The organism is Salsipaludibacter albus (genome assembly GCF_019798055.1).
In the GTDB taxonomy this organism is placed as follows: domain Bacteria; phylum Actinomycetota; class Nitriliruptoria; order Nitriliruptorales; family Nitriliruptoraceae; genus Salsipaludibacter; species Salsipaludibacter albus.
On the sequence record NZ_JAHOPH010000009.1, the window covers coordinates 31956 to 50963 of the forward strand.

Below are 19008 nucleotides of genomic sequence, written 5' to 3' on the forward strand. Positions count from 1 at the left end.
GGGGAGGGCTCGCGGTGTTCCTGGAGGGCTTCCGCCCTACGTCGCGGCGGTCGTCACCCGGAGCCGGTCCTCCCCGCGCGCCTCCCGGACCGCCCGCTCGAGCAGGTTGCCGGCGACCCTGGTCCGGTAGGCGGCCGATGCACGCATGTCGTCGATGGGGGAGAAGTCGTCGGCGAGCGCCGTCCGAGCCGCCTCGAGGGTTGCGTCGTCGAGCCGGCCTCCGACCAAGGCCTGCTCGCAGGCTCGCGCACGGGCCGGCGTGGCCGCCATCCCGCCGAACGCCACCCGGGCGTCGGTGATCACGTCGTCGGACAGGGCGAGGTGGAACATGCCGCACACGGCCGAGATGTCGTCGTCGAGCCGCTTGGACACCTTCGACACCGACAGGAACCAGCCGTCGGACGGGGTGGGCACCTCGACCGCCGCGACCAGCTCGCCCGGGGCCAGCACGGTGCGCCGGTAGTCCACGAAGAAGTCGTCGATGGCGACCCGTCGTCGTCCGTCGGGGCCGGCGACGACGACCGTTGCGTCCAGCGCCAGCAGCAACGGGGGCGAGTCCCCGATCGGCGAGGCCGTGGACAGGTTGCCGCCCAGGGTCGCGCGGCTGCGGATCGGCACCGACCCGTAGCGCTCGAACAGCTCGGTCACCGCCGGCCAGTGCGTCGCCAGCACCGGGGCGGCGGTCACCAGTGGCACGGCCGCGCCGACCACGATCCGGTCCTCGTCCACCTCCAGCACGTGCAGTTCGGGCACGCGGGACAGGTCGACCAGCGTCCCGAACCGACGGTCGTCCTGCGTGATCGCGAGCGCTAGGTCGGTCGCACCGCTGACCGGCGTCGCGGCGGGCTCCTCGGCCAGCACCGTGATCGCCTCGTGGAGCGAGCGCGGCGCCGTCCACCGCCGGCCGCCGTGGGCCAGCGAGGCCGCCGCGTCGTCGGCTCGCGTCTCGGCCAGGTCGGCCAGGCTCGCCGCGGTGGTGGTCGCGGCGGCGTCGAAACGGTCGGTCGGACGGGCGGTCGCGACGTCGCGGGCAGCCGCGATGATCGGGCGGTAACCCGTGCAGCGGCACAGGTTGCCGGACAGCGCCGTGTCGACGTCGTGGCGGTCGGTGGTGGGCTCGCCGTGCATCCAGGCGAACATCGACATCACGAACCCGGGTGTGCAGAACCCGCACTGGGACCCGTGCCGATCGACCATCGCGCGCTGGACGGGATGGAGATCGCCCGTGACGGGGTCGGCCAGGTCCTCGACGGTCAGCAGCTGGCACCCGTCCAGGCTGCCGAGCAACGCGATGCAGGCGTTGACCGGTCGGTAGTCGAGGTCGGCGGTGTCCGCGGCACTGTCGACGGGCGCCTCGGCGAGGTGGACGGTCGTGACCGTGCACGCCCCGCAGTCACCCGAGGCACAGCCCTCCTTCGTGCCCACGCGGCCGGACGCACGCAGCCAGTCGAGCACCGTCGTGTTCGGGTCGACGTCGTCGACCTCGACCCGCTCGTCCCCCAGCAGGAACCTGATCATCCGTCGTCACCCCCGTCGGTTCGACCGACCCCCAGCCTACGACCCCATCGGCCTGACCAACCCCCGTCGGTTGGGGAGTTCGTGCCCGCTGGCGATGACGGATCCGACACTCGACGGGCGCTCACACCGCCAGGACGTCCTTGAGCTCGGCGGGAGTGGCGACCTCGACCTGGTCGTAGGTGCAGCTGTCGGGGTCGCGGTCCTTGCGCCAGTGCTTGAACCGGCCAGAGTGGCGCAGTCGGTCACCGTCGAGCTGTTCGTAGGCGATCTCGGCGACCTGCAGCGCGATCACCTCGAAGCTCATGTCCTTGGTGGCGTTCCACCGGTTGCCACCGCGCGGCGAGTCCTCGGTGTCCATCCACTCCTGCCACGGATGCGTCCCGGGCTCGGGCGGCCCGAACACGGCGACCTCCTCGGCGAGCTCCCGACGGCGCGTCTCGCTGAACGACGAGGCGACCCCGATGTGGTGGAGGTGGCCGTCGTCGTCGTAGAGCCCCAGCAACAGCGACCCGACCTGGGGGTCCTCCTGCGTCGAGGCCTTGTGCCACCGGAACCCGGCCACGACGGCGTCGGCCGTGCGTTCGTGCTTGACCTTGGCCAACGCACGCTTGCCGGGTTGGTAGGTGCCGTCGGCCGGCTTCGCGATCACCCCGTCGAGGCCGGCCCCCTCGAACCGGTCGAACCAGTCCTGGGCGGTGTCGGCATCGGTGGTCGCCGGGGTGAGGTGCACCGGCATCGACCAGTCACACAGCGCCTCGAGCCTGGCGCGACGCTCGACCATCGGCAGCCCGGTCAGGTCCTCGTCGCCGACCGCCAGCACGTCGAACGCGATGAACCTCGCCGGCGTCTTCTCGGCAAGCATGGTGATGCGCGACTCGGCGGGGTGGATCCGCTCGCTGATGGCGTCGAAGGCGATCCCGCCGTCCAGGGGGACGACCAACTCGCCGTCCACCACGCACCGCTCCGGGAGGACGGCGCGCAGGGGGTCGAGCAGTTCGGGGAAGTAGCGCTCGAGCTGCTTGGCGTTGCGTGACTGCAGCACGACGGTGTCGCCGTCGCGGAAGACCAGGCAGCGGAAGCCGTCCCACTTCGGTTCGTAGAGGAAGTCGCCCTCCGGCATCGAGCGGACGAGCTTGGCCAGGATCGGCTTCACGGGGAAGGCGACCGGCAGGTCGAGGGTGGGTTCGTCGGTCATGACTCGTCCTCGTCGGGGTCGTCCTCCAGGATCACGGTGTCGCCCAGCGTCCAGATCCACAGCAGGTCTGCCTCGCGCAGGGCCGACCAGTCGTCGTCACAGGTGTGCGGCACGCCGTCCGGTCCCGGCTGCCACCAGTCGGGGGACAGGTCGGGGCGTGCCGGCGGCTGGTCGGTCGGCGTGCAGGCGTCGAGCCACTCGTCGCTCGGGAGGGTGGCTCGCACGACGACCTCGCCCGACTCGGGGTGGTTGCGCTCGACCAGGTCCGTCGCGTCCTCGGGGAGCCACTCGGGCACCCAGCCCCGGTCGATCGCGTCCTGCTGGCGCGCCGTCACGAGGTCGTCCCACGCGGCGTCGTGGACCTCCTGGGCGCATCCGGCGAGGGCCATGGCGACCACGACGCAGAGCACCCGGACCGCCGGTCCACGGGCTCCGCGTGCGGGGCGGGCGACAGGGGGACGAGGCACCTCCGGACCTCCGATGAGCAGGGGTGACACGGTCCGCGAGGCTACAGCGCGCTGTCTTCGCCGCGTTCGCCCGGAAGTGGCCCGCCGGCGCCATGGGACGCGGTCGTCGGGAGGTGCTCGACGCCGTGTGCCACGCGCCGGGCCACGGCGCAGCGTGCGCTGACGCGCTCGCGCTCGCCGATGCGTGCGTCCAACGCGCGAACGAGGGGTGAAGAGGGACGTCGGCGGCCACCCGGGTTGCACATGGGGCCACCACTGGTCAAGACTGGCTGCATGGAGCACCACGACGACCGCCGCCACTCGACCCGGGTCCGTACCCGGGTCGCGCGCCCGGTCGACCTCTCCGGGGCCGTCCTGGCCCTGCTCGGTGCCCTGCTTCTCCTCCTCCTGCTGCTTTGACGCCGCGGCGCTGTCCCGTCCCACCACGACAGCGACCGCGGAGAGCATGACCGGGAACCACGCCCACGCCCGGCGTGCCACCGAGCGCACGCAGCAGATCCTGATCGACAGATCACGAGAAGAGGACATGCCTGATGGGACAGCCCATCGACCACGTCGCCACCGACGCCCTCGGTGCCGACATCACCATCTTCGACACCACGCTCCGTGACGGGGAGCAGTCACCGGGCATCTCGCTGGACGCCCGCGAGAAGGTCGAGATCGCCGAACAGCTCGCCCGGCTGAACGTCGACGTCATCGAGGCCGGGTTCTCGGCCGCGTCTCCAGGCGATTTCGACGCCGTCAAGGCGGTCGCCGAGGTGGTCGGCAACGCCACCCGCGATGCCGAGTCCGACGACGAGTCGGAACGGACACCACCGGTGATCGCCGCCCTGGCCCGGGCCAAGGAATCCGACATCGAGGCGGCCGCGAAGTCGCTGGCCCCGGCGCGCCGACACCGGATCCACACCTTCCTGTCGACCTCCGACATCCACCGCAAGTACATGCTCAAGGCCACCAACGACGAGATCCTCGACCAGGCGATCCGGGCCGTCGAACTCGCCCGCAGCTACACCGACGACGTGGAGTTCTCACCGCAGGACGCCACCCGGACCGACTTCGAGTTCCTGGTCGACATCGTGGCCGCAGCGGTCGAGGCCGGCGCCACGACGGTCAACATCCCCGACACCGTCGGCTACGCACTGCCGCATGACTTCGGCCGGTGGATCAAGCAGCTCCACGAGCGGATCCCCGCGATCGAGGCCAACGACGTGGTCGTGTCGGTCCACTGCCACAACGACCTCGGGCTGGCCGTGGCCAACTCGCTGGAGGCCGTGCGCAACGGCGCCCGGCAGGTCGAGGTGGCCGTGAACGGCATCGGGGAGCGGGCCGGCAACTGCTCGCTGGAGGAGGTGGTGATGGCGATCCGCACCCGCAAGGACCTGCTGGGGGCGGACCACCGGGTCAACACCCCGGAGCTGACCCGCACGTCGCGGATGGTGTCGTCGCTGACCGGCTACGGCGTGCAGAAGAACAAGGCCGTGGTCGGCGCCAACGCCTTCGCCCACGAGTCGGGCATCCACCAGCACGGCGTGCTGGCCGACCGGCTGACCTACGAAATCATGAAGTCCGAGGACGTCGGGGTCGACGGCTCGCAGATCGTGCTGGGCAAGCATTCCGGCCGCCACGCGTTCCGCAAGGCCGTCGACGAGCTCGGCTTCGACCTCACCGACGAGCAGTTCCAGGACGCGTTCGTGCGCTTCAAGGACGTCGCGGACGCCAAGGGTGGGCTGGTCGACACCGACGAGGTGCGGGCGATCATCGTCTCGCAGTCGACGACGACCGCCGACGACGCGCTGGTGCTCGAGTCCTTCGAGGTCGTCACCGGCAGCGACGAGCCCCCTCGGGCGACGGTCCGGGTGCGCCTGGCCGAGACCGGCGAGGTCTCCGAGGGCACCGGGACCGGCGACGGTCCGGTCAACGCGGCGTGCGAGGCGGTCCGCGCCGCCGTGGGCATCGAGGGCGTCACCCTGACCGGGTTCAACGTCTCCGCCGTCGGCTCCGGGATCGAGGCGGTCGGCGAGGTCGCGGTGACCGTCCAGGTGTCCGACGGGGGCACCTTCACGGGTCGGGCCGCCACCACCGACATTGTCGGCGCGAGCATCCAGGCGTATGTTGACGCCCTGAACCGTTCGCAACGGATCACCCATCGCAGCGAGGAGTTCCGCCCATGACCTCCCAACCGCCGTCGCGCGCCGGAGCCCCCGGGGTGCCCCGCATCACGGTCAACCTGCCCCCGGACCAGACGCCGGAGGAGGAGGCTGCCCTGGTCGAGGCCGTCGCCGCGGCCTACGAGGACAGCCACGGGCACCGGGACGTCCAGATCGACGTGGAGCACCCCGAGGAGGTCGACTTCCGGGCCGTCTCGGCGCGGATGTTCCGCTAGGCGCCAGCCACGCACCGACGGGGCCGCAGCCGATCGGCTGCGGCCCCGTCGTGTGCTGCCCCCACCCGAGGCTGGGCCACGCGACCGACCCGCGACGAGCGGATCGCGGTGGTCAGCGGGCGACGTAGACCGTGTTGGCGGACTCCCCACCGGTGAGGAAGTTGGCGAACGACACGACGTGGGCGGTGACCTCGTCGAAGACCTCTCGCGCCGTGGCGACGAAGTCGTCGTCGGGCGGATCGTCCGACCACAGGGCGAACACGCCGTCGGGGCGCAGGAAGCGTGCCATCGACGCCAGCCCCTCGGGCGTGTAGAAGGCGGCATGGTCGGGATGGAGGTGGTGGCGCGGCGTGTGGTCGACGTCCAGCAGCACCGCGTCGACCCGACGATCGTCGGTGTCGGGATCCCAGCCGGCGTCGGCGGCCATGGCGAAGAAGTCGCCGTGCACGAACCGCGTGCGGGGGTCGGTGGCCAGGCCGCCCACGTCGGGCAGCAGGGCCTGGCGGTGCCAGTCGATCACGGTGTCGACCGCCTCCACGACCAGCAGCGACGAGACCCGGTCGTCCTCCAGCGCCGTCGCGGCGGTGTAGCCCAGTCCCAGGCCGCCGACCACGACGTCGAGGTCGTCGCCCTCGACCGCGTCCAGGCCGAGCCGGGCCAGCTCCTCCTCGCCGATCGTGAACAGGCTCGACATCAGGAACTCGTCGCCGAGCTTGACCTCGAAGACGTCGACCTGGCGCGACGGCTCGACGCGGCGACGCAGCGTCAGCAGCCCCGAGGGCGTGTCCCGTCGTGCCAGTTCCTCCAGCAGTGCACCCACGATGGTCCCCGTGTCCGGGCCACCGCTCGTCGGCGGCCAGCGCCCCCACGGTAGGACGCCGGCTGGCTGTAAGGGTTGAACAAGATCATGTCCTGACGGTTGACTGGCCACACGCGACGCGAGGACCCCGCCATGGCCGCCGACCACCCCGGGCCCCGGACCATCATCGACAAGATCTACGACGCCCACCTCGTCGGGGACGGCTCGGGTGACGACCCCAACCTGCTCTACGTCGACCTCCACCTGGTGCACGAGGTGACCTCGCCCCAGGCGTTCGAGGGCCTGCGGTTGGCCGGGCGCGACGTCCGACGACCGGACCTGACGCTGGCGACGATGGACCACAACGTCCCGACCGACCCCGAGCAGGCGGCCGGACGTCTCCCGCTGGCCGACGAGATGTCGGTCCGACAGATGGACGCACTGACGGCCAATTGTGCGGAGTTCGGGATCGAGCTGTTCCCGATGGGATCCCGCAACCAGGGGATCGTCCACATCATCGGACCGGAGCTGGGCGTGACCCAGCCCGGCATGGTGATCGTGTGCGGCGACTCCCACACCGCCACCCACGGGGCCTTCGGGGCACTCGCGTTCGGCATCGGCACGTCCGAGGTCGAGCACGTGCTGGCGACCCAGACGCTCCCGCAGCGTCGCCCGAAGACGATGGCGGTCGACGTGTCGGGGACCCTGCCGGTGGGCACGACCGCGAAGGACCTCATCCTCCACGTCCTGAACCGCCTGGGCGTCGCCGGCGGCACCGGCCACGTCATCGAGTACCGGGGGGAGGCGATCCGCGCCCTCACGATGGAGGAGCGGATGACGGTGTGCAACATGAGCATCGAGGGCGGCGCACGGGCGGGGCTGATCGCGCCGGACGAGACCACGTTCGCCTGGTTGAAGGACCGGCCGCACGCACCGAGGGGTGCTCACTGGGACCGGGCGCTGGCGGCGTGGCGCGACCTGTCCACCGACGAGGACGCCACCTTCGACGCCGTGTTGGAGGTCGACGCCGGCGACGTGGCGCCCTACGTGACGTGGGGCACGACCCCCGAGCAGTCGATCCCCGTGACCGGCACCGTCCCGACCCCCGCCGACGCCACGGACGACTCCCGGGCACGCCAGTACGAGCGGGCCCTGGACTACATGGGCCTGGACGGGGGCGAGGCGATCACCGACGTCACGATCGACAAGGTGTTCATCGGCTCGTGCACCAACGGGCGGCTGTCGGACCTGCGCGCGGCGGCCGAGGTGATCGCCGGCCAGCACGTCGCCGACGGGGTCGAGGCCATGGTGGTGCCCGGGTCCGGGCTGGTGAAGGAGGCCGCCGAAGCCGAGGGCCTCGACCGCGTATTCGTCGAGGCCGGGTTCGACTGGCGTGCGCCGGGCTGCTCGATGTGCCTGGGCATGAACCCGGACCAGCTCGCCCCCGGCGAACGGTGCGCCTCCACCTCCAACCGCAACTTCGAGGGGCGCCAGGGCTTCAAGGGCCGGACCCACCTGGTCAGCCCCGCCATGGCCGCCGCCGCCGCGATCGCCGGCCGCTTCGTTGATGTTCGTGCCCTGAACTGACCCGCCGAGAGGAACGCAGCATGGACGCCGTCCGCACCGTCACCGGCACGATCTGCCCGATCGACGCCAACGACGTCGACACCGACCAGATCATCCCCAAGCAGTACCTCAAGCGCATCGAGCGGACCGGGTTCGGGCCGTATGCCTTCGCCGAGTGGCGCTACCGCGAGGACGGGACACCCGACCCGGACTTCCCGATGAACCAGCCCGCGCACGCCGACGCTTCGATCCTGCTCGCCGGACGCAACTTCGGCTCGGGCTCGTCGCGGGAGCACGCTCCCTGGGCGATCGAGGACGCCGGGTTCCACGCGGTCATCGCCGAGTCGTTCGCCGACATCTTCCGCAACAACTGTGGCAACGTCGGGATCATCGCCGTGCAGCTCGACCACGACACCGTGCGGGAGCTGTTCGAGATGGTGGACCGGGACCCGTCCACCGAGGTCACGGTCGACCTCGAGACGCAGACGGTCACCGGGGGAGGCCTCGAGGTGGACTTCACCATCGACGCGCACACCCGCCACAAGCTGCTCAACGGGCTCGACGACGTGGCCCTGAGCCTGCAGCGCGCGGACGACATCGCCGCGTTCGAGGACCGGCGCGCCAGTTGGATGCCCCGGCTGGCCTGAGCCCCGGCTGGCCTGGGCCCCGGCTGGCCTGGGCACCGGCTGGCCTGGGCACCGGCCGGTCGTCGGAGCGGGGCCGGGAACACCGACCACCGGGGCGGCGTTGGCCACCGGCGCCGCCGGGTCCCACCGGTGGCGCGATCGCGTCCGGAACAGGGCGCGTCCCGGACGTCGCGTGGCCAGGAGGTGACAGGTGAGCGGACCCTCGACCCCCACGGCGCTGCGTCCGTCGACCTTCGCGCCGCTCGCGGTGCCGGAGTACCGGCGCCTGTGGGGCGCCTTCCTGGTCAGCAACCTCGGGACGTTCCTGCAGCTGACCGCGGCCCCGTGGTTGATGCTGCAGCTGACCGGCTCGCCACTGATGGTGGCGCTGGTCACCGCGTCGATGACCCTTCCCCGGATGCTGATGACCCTGCCGGCCGGGGCGCTCGCCGACGTGTTCGACCGGCGGACCATGACCGCGATCGGCCAGGGGATCGCCGCCGTGTCGGTCGGGATCATGGCGTTCCTGACCTGGTCGGACCTGCTGACGCCCGAGGTGCTGCTGGCCCTGACGTTCGGCCTGGGGCTGGGGACCGCCATCTCGATCCCGGCCCTGCAGACCCTGATCCCGGACCTGGTGGGAGACGACCTGGTCGCTCCGGCGACCGCGCTCAACTCGGCCAGCTTCAACGTCGCGCGCGCGATCGGCCCTGCCCTCGGGGGCCTGTTCGTGGCGGCGGGGCGAGCCGACATCGCCTTCGGCGCCAACGCGATCAGCTACCTCGCCGTGATCGGCGTCCTGTTCACCCTGCCGCAGCTGGGGTCGGCCGACCCGACCACGGCCGGCGTGTGGCAGTCCACCCGCACCGGGTTGCGCTTCGTGCGCTTCACCCGGGCAGTCCTGATGGTGGTGGCGGTCACCGCGGTGTTCAACCTGACGGCCCCGGCGTTCCAGACCCTGCTGCCCAGCGTCGTGTCGGACGACCTGGCGCTGGGGGCGAACGGCTACGGGCTCCTGCTGGGCGTGTTCGGCGCCGGATCGCTGACCGGGGCCCTGACCCGGGAGTGGGTCCGTGACAAGGTCCGGCTGATCCTGCCGTTGGCGATCGTCGCCAACGGCGTGGTCGGGATGCTGTTCGGGTTCGTGGCGCGCGATCCCGTGTCGGCCGCGTCGTTGCTGTTCGTGGCCGGCCTGACCTGGGTCTGGACGGTCACCACGATGAACACGATCGTGCAGATCGTCTCGCCCCGGTGGGTGCGTGGCCGCGCGATGTCGGTGTACCTGCTGGCGGCGCTGGGCATGCAGCCCATCGCCGCGGTGCTGGCCGGCACCCTCGCCGAGTTGGTCGGGTCGGCCAACGCCGTCGGGGTCCTGGCGATCGTGACCGTGGTCCTGGGGCTGGTCACGACCCGCATCGACATGCCGGTGCTCGGCGAGGTCGAGATGCCCTCGACGCCCGACGACTGGTCGGTGCCGCGACACGCCGACCGGGTTCCCGGGTCGCCGGTGGTCGTGGCCACGACGTGGAGGATCGACGACGACGACCTGCAGGAGTTCTTCGCGGTGATGCGGGACCTGCGACGCCAGCGCCTGCGGACCGGCGCCCAGTCGTGGTCGTTGTACCGACATGCCGAGGACCCACTGGTCTTCACCGAGTACTTCCAGGTCCACGACTGGGCCGCGCACCTCGCCCAGCACTCCCACATCGACGCCGAGGCGGCCGCAGTCATCCGGCGAGCGCGCGCGATGGACACCGGTGACGGCCCGAAGACCGAGCACGTCGCCCGGGTCGACCTGACCGCGGACGACGCGCTCGACCTGCAGGCCGCCGCCATGGAGGCCCACGGCCATCTCCACGATGCCGACGGCTCCATCCCCGTGCACGGGCACTGACACCTCGGTCCGTCTCGCCGTCATGCGCCGCTCGAGCCGTGGTCTCATCTGGCATGAATGACGGGTCATCGACCGGGGAAACACAGGACAAAGATCCCATGCGGAGGTGGACATCCGGCAGTTGCATGGGGGTTCCCACGCCAACGCCTGCTTCCTGCATGCGTGCGTGGTTCTCCCCGAAATCGATGAACGGATGTCACCATGACACGCAAGCTGCAACTCGCCTGGCGCGGCGGGCTCCTCCTGGCCCTCGCCGGGGCGCTCGTGATCGCCACCCTGGTCACCAACACCGCCCAGGCCCAGTCACCGTCCGGGAAGGCGACCGTCGCGGTCTCCGACGTCACCCTGGTCGAGGACACCGCAGGCCAGGACTGGACGACGGTCCTGTCCAGCCAGATCAAGCCCCCCGGCGGCAATCGCGCCCTGTTCATCGACGTCTCGCTCCAGTGCGGCCTGTACACCCAGACCGAGGTCCGGTCCCGCGGTGGCAACAAGGACACGTCGTCCGCCCAGGGCACGGTGACCGTTCGCGTCCTGCTCAACGGCGAGGAAGCCCACCCCGGTGAGGTCGTCTTCTGTGACCGCTACCAGGAACTGAGTGCCGAATTGCAGGGCATCGTCGACGTGGTCGACGGAGAATTGGTGATCGTCGACGACGAGACCATCGAGTTGATCCAGCGCACCATGAACGCCAACGCCTTCAACTTCGTCGCGCACCCGCTCGACTCGGCCACCACCTATGACGTCGAGGTCCAGGCGCGGGTCGATTCGGCCACGTCGTCGCAGCAGGGCAGCTCCTCGGCGGTCGCCGGCATCGGCAAGGGCTCGATGACCGTCGACGCCCACCGCCTGGTCCAGGGCGACGACGTCATCGTCGTCGACTGAACCGTGCCCGTCGGTGGCGGGTGGCGTGGCACGTGCTGCGCCACCCGCGCCGGCGAGGTGGCCTCGGGCCACCGCCCACGCACCACCCCGGCTCAGGACGTCCAGGTCACCACGATCGGCCGGTCGAGTCCCGGGAGCGGGAGGGACGTGGCCTCGGACTCGACCGCCGCCCGCTCGGCCTCCGTGAAGGCGCGCCACGGGTCCACGTCCAGGTCCGCGCCCGCCCGGCGCCACGTGCCCACGACCTCGCCACCGACCAGGACGGCGCCGGGCCACACGCGGGGCGTCCACAACCGGTCGCGCAGGTCTGGTTCCTCCAACAGCAGCTCGCGGGCTTGGCCCCAGAGCAGCCAGTAGGGGTCGCCACTCGGGAGCAGGCGGACCGACTCGCCCCCGACTTCACCGTCGTCGGTCGCGCCCACGGGGTCAGCCGGTGGTCCAACCCGCAGCGAGGGCAGGTCCGCGGCCAGGACCCAGCCGTCTCCGACCGCCGTCCGCACGGCCGCCAGCTCGTCGCGGAGCTCGTCGAAGGTCACCCGGGCCTGGCGCGTGGCCACGCCGGCCCAGCGGGCGAAGGCCTCGGGCGTGCTGGGGCCGACGACGTGCAGGTGACGTCGTGCCAGCTCGTGGCGGGCGTCCTGCGGCTCGACCCGGGGCGGGTCCACCACCCGGATCGTCGGCTGGAGTGCGCCGTGCCATCGCAGGACGACCGTCCCGGTCGCCGCCGCGTACCGCAGGGCGTTGGGGTGGACGTCGAGGGCCCGGCCGGCATGTCCGTAGCCCAGTTCCTCACCGTCGTCGAGCAGGTCACGGAGTCGGGCGGCGAGGTCCTCGGCACGCTCGCGCCCCCGCGCGTCCGTCGGGAGTCGACCGAGCGTGAACACGGCCCGGTCGCGTGTCGCGACGACGTGGACGCTGAACCGGGGACCCCACACCTGCTCCAGTTCCGGATCGTCGAGCGCGTCGGGTCCGACCCCGGCCACCCGCGCATGCAGCGACAGCAGCGCGGCCCGCGGCATGCTGTCCTGCAGTCCCGCCCAGGCCGCACGCCGCACCGCGTCGGTCCCGGCGGGCAGCCGGTGGGTGAGCACCCCGCTGCGCCGTCGGAACGCGAGCACCCGGTCGCGGGTGACCTCCACCGGTGTCGTCTCCATCCACGCTCCTTGCGCGCTGCGACCGAACCGGCCGGGACGTCAGTCGGGCAGGGTGACCTGGCCACGCACCAGCACGACCCCGGTCCCACCCACCAGGACACCGGCGATGTCGTCGCGTGGTCCCAGCACCTCCACGTCGGCCCGGCCGGGCCGATCCATGTCGTGGCCCTGTTCGGCGACGAACCGGGGGCCGTCGATCTCGCCCTCGGCCCATAGCCACGCGCCCAGGCAGCCGGTCGCCGAGCCCGTGAACGGGTCCTCGGGTGGCTCGGGCGGGGTCAGCAGCAGCCGGGAGAAGACGTCGCCGTCGGGGGTGGCGCCGCCCATGGCGGTCAGGAACGGCTCGAAGAAGTCTGCGTCGTGGTCCTCGTGGAAGGCGAGCAGGGCGTCGACGTCCAGCCGGGCACGCCGGAGCGCGTCGTGGGACACCAGCGGCGAGACGAGGAACGGGGTGCCGGTGCTGACGGTGCGGGGCGTCGCGCGGAAGTCGTCGGCCCGGAGCCCGACGAGGGGGGCGACGAGCTCGGGCTCCCACGAGCGACCGAAGGTCGGGCGGAGTTGCTGCATCGTGATGCGGGGCGGTCCGTCGGCGGTCCCGTCGACCTCGATCGGCAGGACACCCGCGCCGACCTCCAGGGTGAACGATGCGACGTCGTCGACCAGCTCGACCACGCCGGCGTCCAGCAGGGCCGTCACGGTGGCGATCGTGGGGTGGCCGGCCATCGGGATCTCACCGCTGGCGACGTAGTAGCGCGCGCCCACGTCGGCGACCGACGAGGCGACCACGAACGCACACTCCGACAGGCGGGTCTCGCGGGTGAACGCGATCCGGGTGTCCACGTCGACGTCGTCGGCGTCGAACACGACCGCGCACGGATTGCCCCCGAAGGCCCGGTCGGTGAAGGCATCGACCCAGGCCAGGGAGTGGGTGCTCATGCGGCGCTCCTTCGGTGTGACGGTCAGTAGCCGGCCGCCCTGTCGACGGCGCCCAGGAGGCGCCGTCCCTGGGCGAACCGCGTGACGTTGTCGCGGATCCGGTCCGCCAGCAGGCGCTCGCCCATGGCGTCGGTGTTGCCGACGTGCGGGGTGACGACGACGTTGGGCAGGTCCCACAGCGGATGGCCGTCGGGCAATGGCTCCGGGTCGGTCACGTCCAGTCCGGCGCCGGCCAGGTGGCCCGACCGGAGCGCCGCGACGAGGTCGTCGGTGACGACGTGGGCCCCGCGTGCGACGTTGACGACGACGGCCCCCTCGGCAAGCAGCTCGAGCGCACGTGCGTCCAGGATCCCGGTCGTGTCGTCGGTCAACGCTAGGGCCAGGACCACGACCTCGGCGTCGGCCAGCGCGTCGTCGAGGTGGTCGGTCGTCACGACGGTCGCGCCGTCCAGGGGCTGGTCCGAGCGGCGGACGACGGTCACGTCGCAGCGGAACGGGGCGAGCAGGTCCAGCAGCACCTCGGTGATCCCCCCGCCACCGAGGACCGTGACACGGGCACCGAAGAGCATCTCGCCGTGGTCGTCACCCCACGCGGTCGCGGTCGCGTACCGGACGACCTCGCGGCGGGTCGCCAGCACCAGGGCCAGGGCCATCTCGGCCACCGGGTCGGCGTACACGCCCTTGCCCGACGTCCAGGCCCGGTCGTCGTCGAGCACGTCCACGAAGGCGTCCACGCCCGCGAAGGGCAGTTGCACCCAGCGCAGGTGCGGGTGCTCGTCGAGGAGGCCGGCGAGGTCGTCCGCGTCGTGCGGGACCGACCACAGCAATGCCTCGGCGTCGGCCGGTGCCACGACCCGGCCGCCGGCGTCCTCGACGGCCCGTTCGAGGGCTGGCCTGGCGGGGTGGACCGCGACCCGAGGGGGGCCGTCGTCGTCGTCGCGCGGGACGGTCACGGTCGGGAGCACGATGGGGCCTTCCTCGGGGGTGGGGTCATGCCGGCCGCGCACGCGCGAGCGTGGCGAACTGGTGTCCGCGGTCCTCGAAGGACCGGAACTGGTTGAAGCTGGCTGCCGCCGGCGACAGCAGGACGACGCCACCACGCGGGGTGACACGGTCCGCCTCCGCCACCGCCGCCGCCAGGTCGGGGACAGGGCGCACGGCGACGTCCGGATGGGCGCCGGCCAGGTCGATCGCCAACCGGTGGCCGGTGTCGGGCAGGGCCACGACCACGACCGGGCCCGGGCCGCCGGCCCGGGTCGCGAGGACGGCCAGGAGCGGTGCGTGGTCCTGGTCGCGGTCGAAGCCACCGGCCAGCAGCGTCACCGGCGTGTCCGGGAAGGCGTCGAGCGCGGCGACCGTGGCCTCCGGGATCGTGGCGATCGAGTCGTCGACCCACCGCCGGCCGTCGTCGTGCACCAGTTCGAGCCGGTGGGGGAGTGGCCGGAACGACGCCAGTCCACCCAGGAGTGCTGCCGGGTCGACGCCCAGGTCCGCACCGACGGCCACCACCGCGGCCAGGTTGGCGAGGTTGTGGGTGCCGACCAGCCGGGACGACTCGAGTGCCGTGCGCAGGACGGCGCGGGAGACGCCCAGTCGTCCCGCGACGATCGGGTCGCCGGACGCGTCGAACTGGGCGCGGTCCCGATGGTCCCGGGAGCGGGCGAGCACCCGGTCGTCGGCGCCGTTGACGATCAGCCGGTCGGACAGCGCGACGATCCGGCCCTTGTCGGCCGCGTAGGCCTCCCCGCCTCCGTGCCAGCCGTGGTGGTCGCGGTGGAGGTTGAGCCACAGGCCGAGCGACGGTCGGCCGCGCAGGTCCGCCAACTGGTAGCTCGACAGCTCCAGGACCAGGTGGTCCAGCGCGGACGGCGCCACGTCGAGGTCGAGGACCGACGTCCCGACGTTGCCCGCGACCCGGACGGTGCGGCCCGCCTCGCCAAGGAGGTGCCCCAGCAGGGTGGTGGTCGTGGACTTGCCCTTGGTGCCCGTGATCGCGACCACGTTGGTCGGGCGGTGGCGTGCGAAGAACACGTTGAGCACCGTGGTGACCGGCACGTCGGCCGCCCGGGCCGCGACCTGCACGGCATGGCTCGGGGGGACACCGGGAGAGCGCACCAGCACGTCGGCGTCGCCCACCACCTCCACCCCCTGGTCCGGTCCGACCACCGACGTCGCGCCGGCGTCGGCCAGGAACTGACGGTCGTCGTCGCTGGGTGCGGCGTCGTCGAGCACCAGGATCTCGGCGCCGGGGTTCGACGTCGCGAGGTCGGTCACGAGACTGCGCCCCTCGCGCCCCAGCCCGTGCACGGCGACCGTGCCGGCCCCGCGCAGCCAGTCGTCGTCGGGGAGGTCGGTCACAGCACCTGGTCCCACGGCGCCGGCAGGGCGGACGTGTCCGGGGTCGCCAGGAACGACTCCAGCGCGTCGGGGCCGACCGGGAGCCGGTCCGCCAGGGCCGCCACGACGGCGTCGTCGGCCCAGTCCGGGTCGGCTGCGAGGGAGGCCAGCGCGGCGGCCGACTCCTCCGCCTCCCCGACGCACTCGAAGGGCTTGTGGTCGGTCAGCCCGGCCAGTGCGGCGTAGTCGTCGACCTGGTCGGGATCGTCGAGGAGGTCGCGTCCGAGGATCCCGACGACCCGGTCACGTCCCATGAACGGGGCGAGAGCCAGGAACACGAAGCGGCACTTCGGGCAGTGGCCGCACCACTCGCGGCGCTGCCCCTGGAGGTGGAAGGCACGGTTGCACGAGTTGAACACGGTGTCCCAGGAACCCAACTCGCTGAACCGGCGGGCGATCCACAGTTCGGAGGCGGGCCGCAACAGCGACAGGTAGGTGACGTCGGGGGCGACCTCGTCGGCGACGATCCGCGCGAAGGCCCGCTCGAACGCCGACGACTTCGACCACTGGTGGTTGATCGCCCGGCCGTCGTCGGTCACGACCGTGGCCTGGTCCGCCGACCGCTCGTTGGACAGCAGCACGGCGGAGTGGCCACCGGCGACCGCGGCCACCACGGCGATGGCCGACACGATCGCCGTGACGGGCACGTGGCCGTTGACCGCGCCGCGATCGTTGAGTGCGAAGAGCTCGGGGTCGAGGTGACGGTCCACCGTCACGGTCGGATGTCCGGCCGCCTCGAAGGTCCGGAGGATCGGACCTCGGGGGTTGACCGCGAACAACGTGGGCTCGTGGTCGGCGACCGCGTCCAGCGTGACGATCGAGTCCTTGCCGCCACCGATCGGGACCAGCGGTCCGGCCGTGGCGCCGATCGGCACCGCCGCCTCCGGGGCGGTGGCCGGCTCCGGGAACGTGAAGTGGCCCCGCAGGTCCACGTCGTGGTCCCACGCCAGCTCGGCGAGTCCGTCGGTCGTGATCGCCGCCAGGAGGTCACGGACGGCGGGCGAGATCGGGCCGGTCCGCAGGTCGGGTGGCAGCGTGGTCTTGAGGTAGGACACCCCCGCGACCAGGTGCAACAGCCGCAGGGACCGGTCGATCGCGGTGCGTCGGACACCGGTGCCGTCCAGGGACACGCCGTGGAAGACGAGCCGCTCGGTCAGCCGGCCGACCCCGTCCAGGTCCCAGTGCAGGGAGACCTCGTTGCCCTCGCGCTCCACGCCGGTCCAGGTGAACGACGACGAGGCGTCCAGCCCGAGGTCGTCGAGGACCCGGGAGCGCGCGGACTGGAGCATGGTGGTCATGCCGCCGACGGTAGCCACCGGGTCCAGCCCGGGATCGTCCGCGCGCCGGCCCGTCGTCCGGGGTGCTTGTGCCGCGCCGGGACGCCGACCAGCATGGTCGGCCCCACGCCTTCGCGGAAGGATCGCCGATGACCGCTACGACGTCATGGTGGCGTTCCAGTACGCCTGGGACGCCTTCCGCGCCAACGTGGGACCCATCCTCACGGGCGTGGCCGTGCTGTTCGTCGGGTCGATCCTCGTCGGGCTGCTGTGGTTCGGCCTGGTGGCGCTGCTCGGCAGCGCCGTCGACGCGGGCAACGACGCGCTGGGCATCGTCGCCAGCGTCCTGACCGTGGTCGGCCTGTTGGGCTACCTGGCGCTGGCCTTCATCGTCCAGGCCGGGATCGTGCGCGCCGGCCTGGCGATCGTCGACGGCCGACCACTGGCGTGGTCGACCCTGCTGAGCACGGATCGGCTCGGCACGATCGTCGGCGCGTCCCTGCTGGTGGGCCTGGTCGCAGCCGTCGGGTCGCTCCTGTTCGTCGTGCCGGGAGTCATCTTCGCGTTCCTGGCCCAGTTCTTCCTGTTCTTCGTCGTGGATCGCGACGAGGGGGCGTGGGAGGCGATCATGTCCAGCATCCGCTTCACGGTCGACAACGTGGTGGACGTCCTGCTGCTCTACCTGGTCGGGGCGATCGTGACCACGATCGGCGTGCTGCTGTGCGGGATCGGCCTGGTCGTGGCCTTCCCCGTCGTGGTCATCGCGCAGGCCTGGACGTTCCGGTTCCTCCACGGTCAGCCGGTGTCGACCTGACCATCGGCGGGGTCGTTGCCGGTGACCAGCGCGGCGAGCCCGGGATCGGTCAGGTCCGCGACGGCCAGGTCCAGCCATGCCCGGTCGGCCCGGACCTGCCCCGCCGCGACCCAGGCCAGCCGGACCAGGGTCGCCCACTGGTCGGGCAGGTCGCGCGCATGGTCGGCGGCCGCCGCTGCGTCGTCGGCGTGGCCCGCGCAGAACGCGTCCTCCCCGACGTCCAGGAGGCAGTCGCGACACAGGGCGCGCCACGACGCCGGCCCGCAGGTGGTCACCAGGCGCGGGTGCTGCCCACACCGATCACACGTGCCCGGGTCCACGGCCGCCGGACCCCAGTCGGGATCTGCCAGCCACGGATGGACACCCACGAGCGCGGCCAGCAGACGCCGGCGTGTCGCTCGGTCGTCCAGCGGGCCGTCGCCCGGGGTCACGGTGTCGACGAGGTCACTTGGTGCGCACGACCCGGGTGCCGCCGGCGAACCCGTCGTGCCAGCCCTGGTTGGAATCGCTCTGCGAGATGGTGACCGCGATGTAGATCGCCGCGCCCAGCTGGAGCAGGCCGCCGACCACCGGGATCACGTTGAGGGCCAGCCACGAGTTGCGCTTCAGTGACTCCTCGATCGTGGGGTTGGTCCCGTCGGGACCCTGCACGCCCAGGCTGAGGATCTTCTTGCCCGGTGTGCCGCCCATCCTGGAGTCGAACAGCGCGTAGTAGCCCAGGCCGATCGCCAGGGCCAGCAGGCTGTACAGGATCGAGGCGATCCCGAAGCCCCCGCCGCCCAGCGCGCTCATCATCCCGCCGTCGGCGTCGGCGAACATCAGGCCGAAGATGATCGGCGAGAGGATGATCGTCCCGATGATCGCGAGGATGATCGAGTCGATGATCCTGGCGCCGAGCCGGATCCCGACGTCGGCGGCGGCCACGCCCGGCGCGGCCGACGAGGGTGGGGGTGGCATGCCGCCCCCGCTGTCGGGTGGCGGTGGCGGGGCGGGTGGCTGGTTGCTCATCGCGTGGCTCTCCTCGGGATGACGGACGGCGTCGTTGCACGACGCTAGGCGGCACGGGCCGTCGACGAAAGGTGTCGGTGCCTGCTCGG

Annotated in this window: 19 protein-coding genes; 8 read left to right on the plus strand and 11 right to left on the minus strand. The window is 72.0% G+C overall.

Translation table 11 applies throughout. From position 1 onward, the window contains the following. Positions 1-36: 36 nt before the first annotated feature. The 3 genes from xdhA to KR546_RS07375 form a co-directional block, all read right to left on the minus strand. The gene (gene xdhA / locus KR546_RS07365; RefSeq protein ID WP_238444060.1) at positions 37-1518 is read right to left on the minus strand and encodes a xanthine dehydrogenase small subunit; all 1482 of its coding nucleotides are present in this window, start codon (positions 1516-1518) and stop codon (positions 37-39) included. A gap of 121 nt (positions 1519-1639) precedes the next feature. After that, entirely contained in the window at positions 1640-2713 is a 1074-nt protein-coding gene (locus KR546_RS07370; RefSeq protein WP_238444061.1) for an ATP-dependent DNA ligase, read from the minus strand. Then, complete coding sequence (locus KR546_RS07375; protein ID WP_238444062.1) at positions 2710-3102, minus strand: YbbD-related protein; 393 nt, start codon at positions 3100-3102, stop codon at positions 2710-2712. Before KR546_RS07375 ends, KR546_RS07370 begins: the two co-directional genes overlap by 4 nt. A gap of 351 nt (positions 3103-3453) precedes the next feature. Between KR546_RS07375 and KR546_RS19115 the strand changes: the two genes are divergently transcribed. From KR546_RS19115 to KR546_RS07385, 3 genes are all read left to right on the plus strand, one after another. Further along, entirely contained in the window at positions 3454-3579 is a 126-nt protein-coding gene (locus KR546_RS19115; RefSeq protein WP_274387755.1) for a hypothetical protein, read from the plus strand. Between the two features lie 134 nt (positions 3580-3713). Then, on the plus strand, positions 3714-5351 hold the full coding sequence (locus tag KR546_RS07380) for a 2-isopropylmalate synthase (RefSeq protein ID WP_238444063.1): 1638 nt from the start codon (positions 3714-3716) through the stop codon (positions 5349-5351). Continuing rightward, on the plus strand, positions 5348-5563 hold the full coding sequence (locus KR546_RS07385) for a hypothetical protein (RefSeq protein ID WP_238444064.1): 216 nt from the start codon (positions 5348-5350) through the stop codon (positions 5561-5563). The genes KR546_RS07380 and KR546_RS07385 overlap by 4 nt, the downstream gene beginning before the upstream one ends. A 112-nt stretch (positions 5564-5675) precedes the next feature. Here the strand turns inward: KR546_RS07385 and KR546_RS07390 are convergent, their stop codons facing one another. Continuing rightward, a complete protein-coding gene (locus tag KR546_RS07390; protein ID WP_238444065.1) occupies positions 5676-6383 on the minus strand; it encodes a polyamine aminopropyltransferase in 708 nt (235 codons plus the stop codon). Between the two features lie 132 nt (positions 6384-6515). On the opposite strand from KR546_RS07390, the gene leuC reads away from it, so the two are divergent. The 4 genes from leuC to KR546_RS07410 all read left to right on the plus strand — a co-directional run bounded on the left by leuC (position 6516) and on the right by KR546_RS07410 (position 11333). Continuing rightward, a complete protein-coding gene (leuC, locus tag KR546_RS07395) occupies positions 6516-7949 on the plus strand; it encodes a 3-isopropylmalate dehydratase large subunit (RefSeq protein WP_238444066.1) in 1434 nt (477 codons plus the stop codon). A gap of 20 nt (positions 7950-7969) precedes the next feature. Beyond that, positions 7970-8575 (plus strand): 3-isopropylmalate dehydratase small subunit, encoded by a 606-nt coding sequence (gene leuD, locus KR546_RS07400; RefSeq protein WP_238444067.1) that lies wholly within the window; start codon positions 7970-7972, stop codon positions 8573-8575. 190 nt (positions 8576-8765) lie between these two features. Further along, complete coding sequence (locus KR546_RS07405) at positions 8766-10448, plus strand: MFS transporter (protein ID WP_238444068.1); 1683 nt, start codon at positions 8766-8768, stop codon at positions 10446-10448. A 201-nt stretch (positions 10449-10649) separates the two neighbouring features. Then, complete coding sequence (locus KR546_RS07410; protein WP_238444069.1) at positions 10650-11333, plus strand: hypothetical protein; 684 nt, start codon at positions 10650-10652, stop codon at positions 11331-11333. Positions 11334-11425: 92 nt separating this feature from the next. Here KR546_RS07410 and KR546_RS07415 read toward each other — a convergent pair whose 3' ends face one another. Genes KR546_RS07415 through KR546_RS07435 form a run of 5 tightly spaced genes read right to left on the minus strand, consistent with a single transcriptional unit; the run spans position 11426 to position 17118 of the window. Beyond that, positions 11426-12487: a DNA glycosylase AlkZ-like family protein gene (locus KR546_RS07415; RefSeq protein ID WP_238444070.1), complete on the minus strand. Its 1062-nt coding sequence runs from the start codon at positions 12485-12487 to the stop codon at positions 11426-11428. A gap of 39 nt (positions 12488-12526) precedes the next feature. Further along, positions 12527-13423 carry a PhzF family phenazine biosynthesis protein gene (locus KR546_RS07420; RefSeq protein ID WP_238444071.1) on the minus strand — a complete coding sequence of 299 codons (897 nt, stop codon included), beginning with the start codon at positions 13421-13423 and terminating at the stop codon, positions 12527-12529. 23 nt (positions 13424-13446) lie between these two features. Continuing rightward, positions 13447-14388: an NAD(P)-dependent oxidoreductase gene (locus tag KR546_RS07425; protein ID WP_238444072.1), complete on the minus strand. Its 942-nt coding sequence runs from the start codon at positions 14386-14388 to the stop codon at positions 13447-13449. A 25-nt stretch (positions 14389-14413) separates the two neighbouring features. Continuing rightward, positions 14414-15781 (minus strand): UDP-N-acetylmuramoyl-L-alanine--D-glutamate ligase, encoded by a 1368-nt coding sequence (gene murD, locus KR546_RS07430; protein WP_238444073.1) that lies wholly within the window; start codon positions 15779-15781, stop codon positions 14414-14416. Beyond that, on the minus strand, positions 15778-17118 hold the full coding sequence (locus tag KR546_RS07435; RefSeq protein WP_238444074.1) for a MurL-like N-terminal domain-containing: 1341 nt from the start codon (positions 17116-17118) through the stop codon (positions 15778-15780). Before KR546_RS07435 ends, murD begins: the two co-directional genes overlap by 4 nt. Positions 17119-17263: 145 nt before the next feature. Between KR546_RS07435 and KR546_RS07440 the strand changes: the two genes are divergently transcribed. After that, the gene (locus KR546_RS07440; protein ID WP_238444075.1) at positions 17264-17911 is read left to right on the plus strand and encodes a DUF7847 domain-containing protein; all 648 of its coding nucleotides are present in this window, start codon (positions 17264-17266) and stop codon (positions 17909-17911) included. On the opposite strand, the gene KR546_RS07445 is transcribed toward KR546_RS07440, so the two are convergent. Together KR546_RS07445 and KR546_RS07450 are read right to left on the minus strand one after the other, a co-directional pair. Further along, positions 17893-18342, minus strand: a complete 450-nt coding sequence (locus KR546_RS07445; protein WP_238444076.1) for a hypothetical protein — start codon at positions 18340-18342, stop codon at positions 17893-17895. The two genes, KR546_RS07440 and KR546_RS07445, sit on opposite strands and share 19 nt — an antisense overlap. Positions 18343-18355: 13 nt before the next feature. Further along, the gene (locus KR546_RS07450) at positions 18356-18919 is read right to left on the minus strand and encodes an RDD family protein (RefSeq protein ID WP_238444077.1); all 564 of its coding nucleotides are present in this window, start codon (positions 18917-18919) and stop codon (positions 18356-18358) included. Positions 18920-19008: the final 89 nt, after the last annotated feature.

Excerpts from the sequence above, each read along its gene's own strand:
- xdhA (WP_238444060.1), bottom strand. The coding sequence starts at position 1,518 with ATGATCAGGTTCCTGCTGGGGGACGAGCGGGTCGAGGTCGACGACGTC.
- KR546_RS07370 (WP_238444061.1), bottom strand. The coding sequence starts at position 2,713 with ATGACCGACGAACCCACCCTCGACCTGCCGGTCGCCTTCCCCGTGAAG.
- KR546_RS07375 (WP_238444062.1), bottom strand. The coding sequence starts at position 3,102 with ATGGCCCTCGCCGGATGCGCCCAGGAGGTCCACGACGCCGCGTGGGAC.
- KR546_RS19115 (WP_274387755.1), top strand. The coding sequence starts at position 3,454 with ATGGAGCACCACGACGACCGCCGCCACTCGACCCGGGTCCGTACCCGG.
- KR546_RS07380 (WP_238444063.1), top strand. The coding sequence starts at position 3,714 with ATGGGACAGCCCATCGACCACGTCGCCACCGACGCCCTCGGTGCCGAC.
- KR546_RS07385 (WP_238444064.1), top strand. The coding sequence starts at position 5,348 with ATGACCTCCCAACCGCCGTCGCGCGCCGGAGCCCCCGGGGTGCCCCGC.
- leuC (WP_238444066.1), top strand. The coding sequence starts at position 6,516 with ATGGCCGCCGACCACCCCGGGCCCCGGACCATCATCGACAAGATCTAC.
- leuD (WP_238444067.1), top strand. The coding sequence starts at position 7,970 with ATGGACGCCGTCCGCACCGTCACCGGCACGATCTGCCCGATCGACGCC.
- KR546_RS07410 (WP_238444069.1), top strand. The coding sequence starts at position 10,650 with ATGACACGCAAGCTGCAACTCGCCTGGCGCGGCGGGCTCCTCCTGGCC.
- KR546_RS07415 (WP_238444070.1), bottom strand. The coding sequence starts at position 12,487 with ATGGAGACGACACCGGTGGAGGTCACCCGCGACCGGGTGCTCGCGTTC.
- KR546_RS07420 (WP_238444071.1), bottom strand. The coding sequence starts at position 13,423 with ATGAGCACCCACTCCCTGGCCTGGGTCGATGCCTTCACCGACCGGGCC.
- KR546_RS07435 (WP_238444074.1), bottom strand. The coding sequence starts at position 17,118 with ATGACCACCATGCTCCAGTCCGCGCGCTCCCGGGTCCTCGACGACCTC.
- KR546_RS07440 (WP_238444075.1), top strand. The coding sequence starts at position 17,264 with ATGGTGGCGTTCCAGTACGCCTGGGACGCCTTCCGCGCCAACGTGGGA.
- KR546_RS07450 (WP_238444077.1), bottom strand. The coding sequence starts at position 18,919 with ATGAGCAACCAGCCACCCGCCCCGCCACCGCCACCCGACAGCGGGGGC.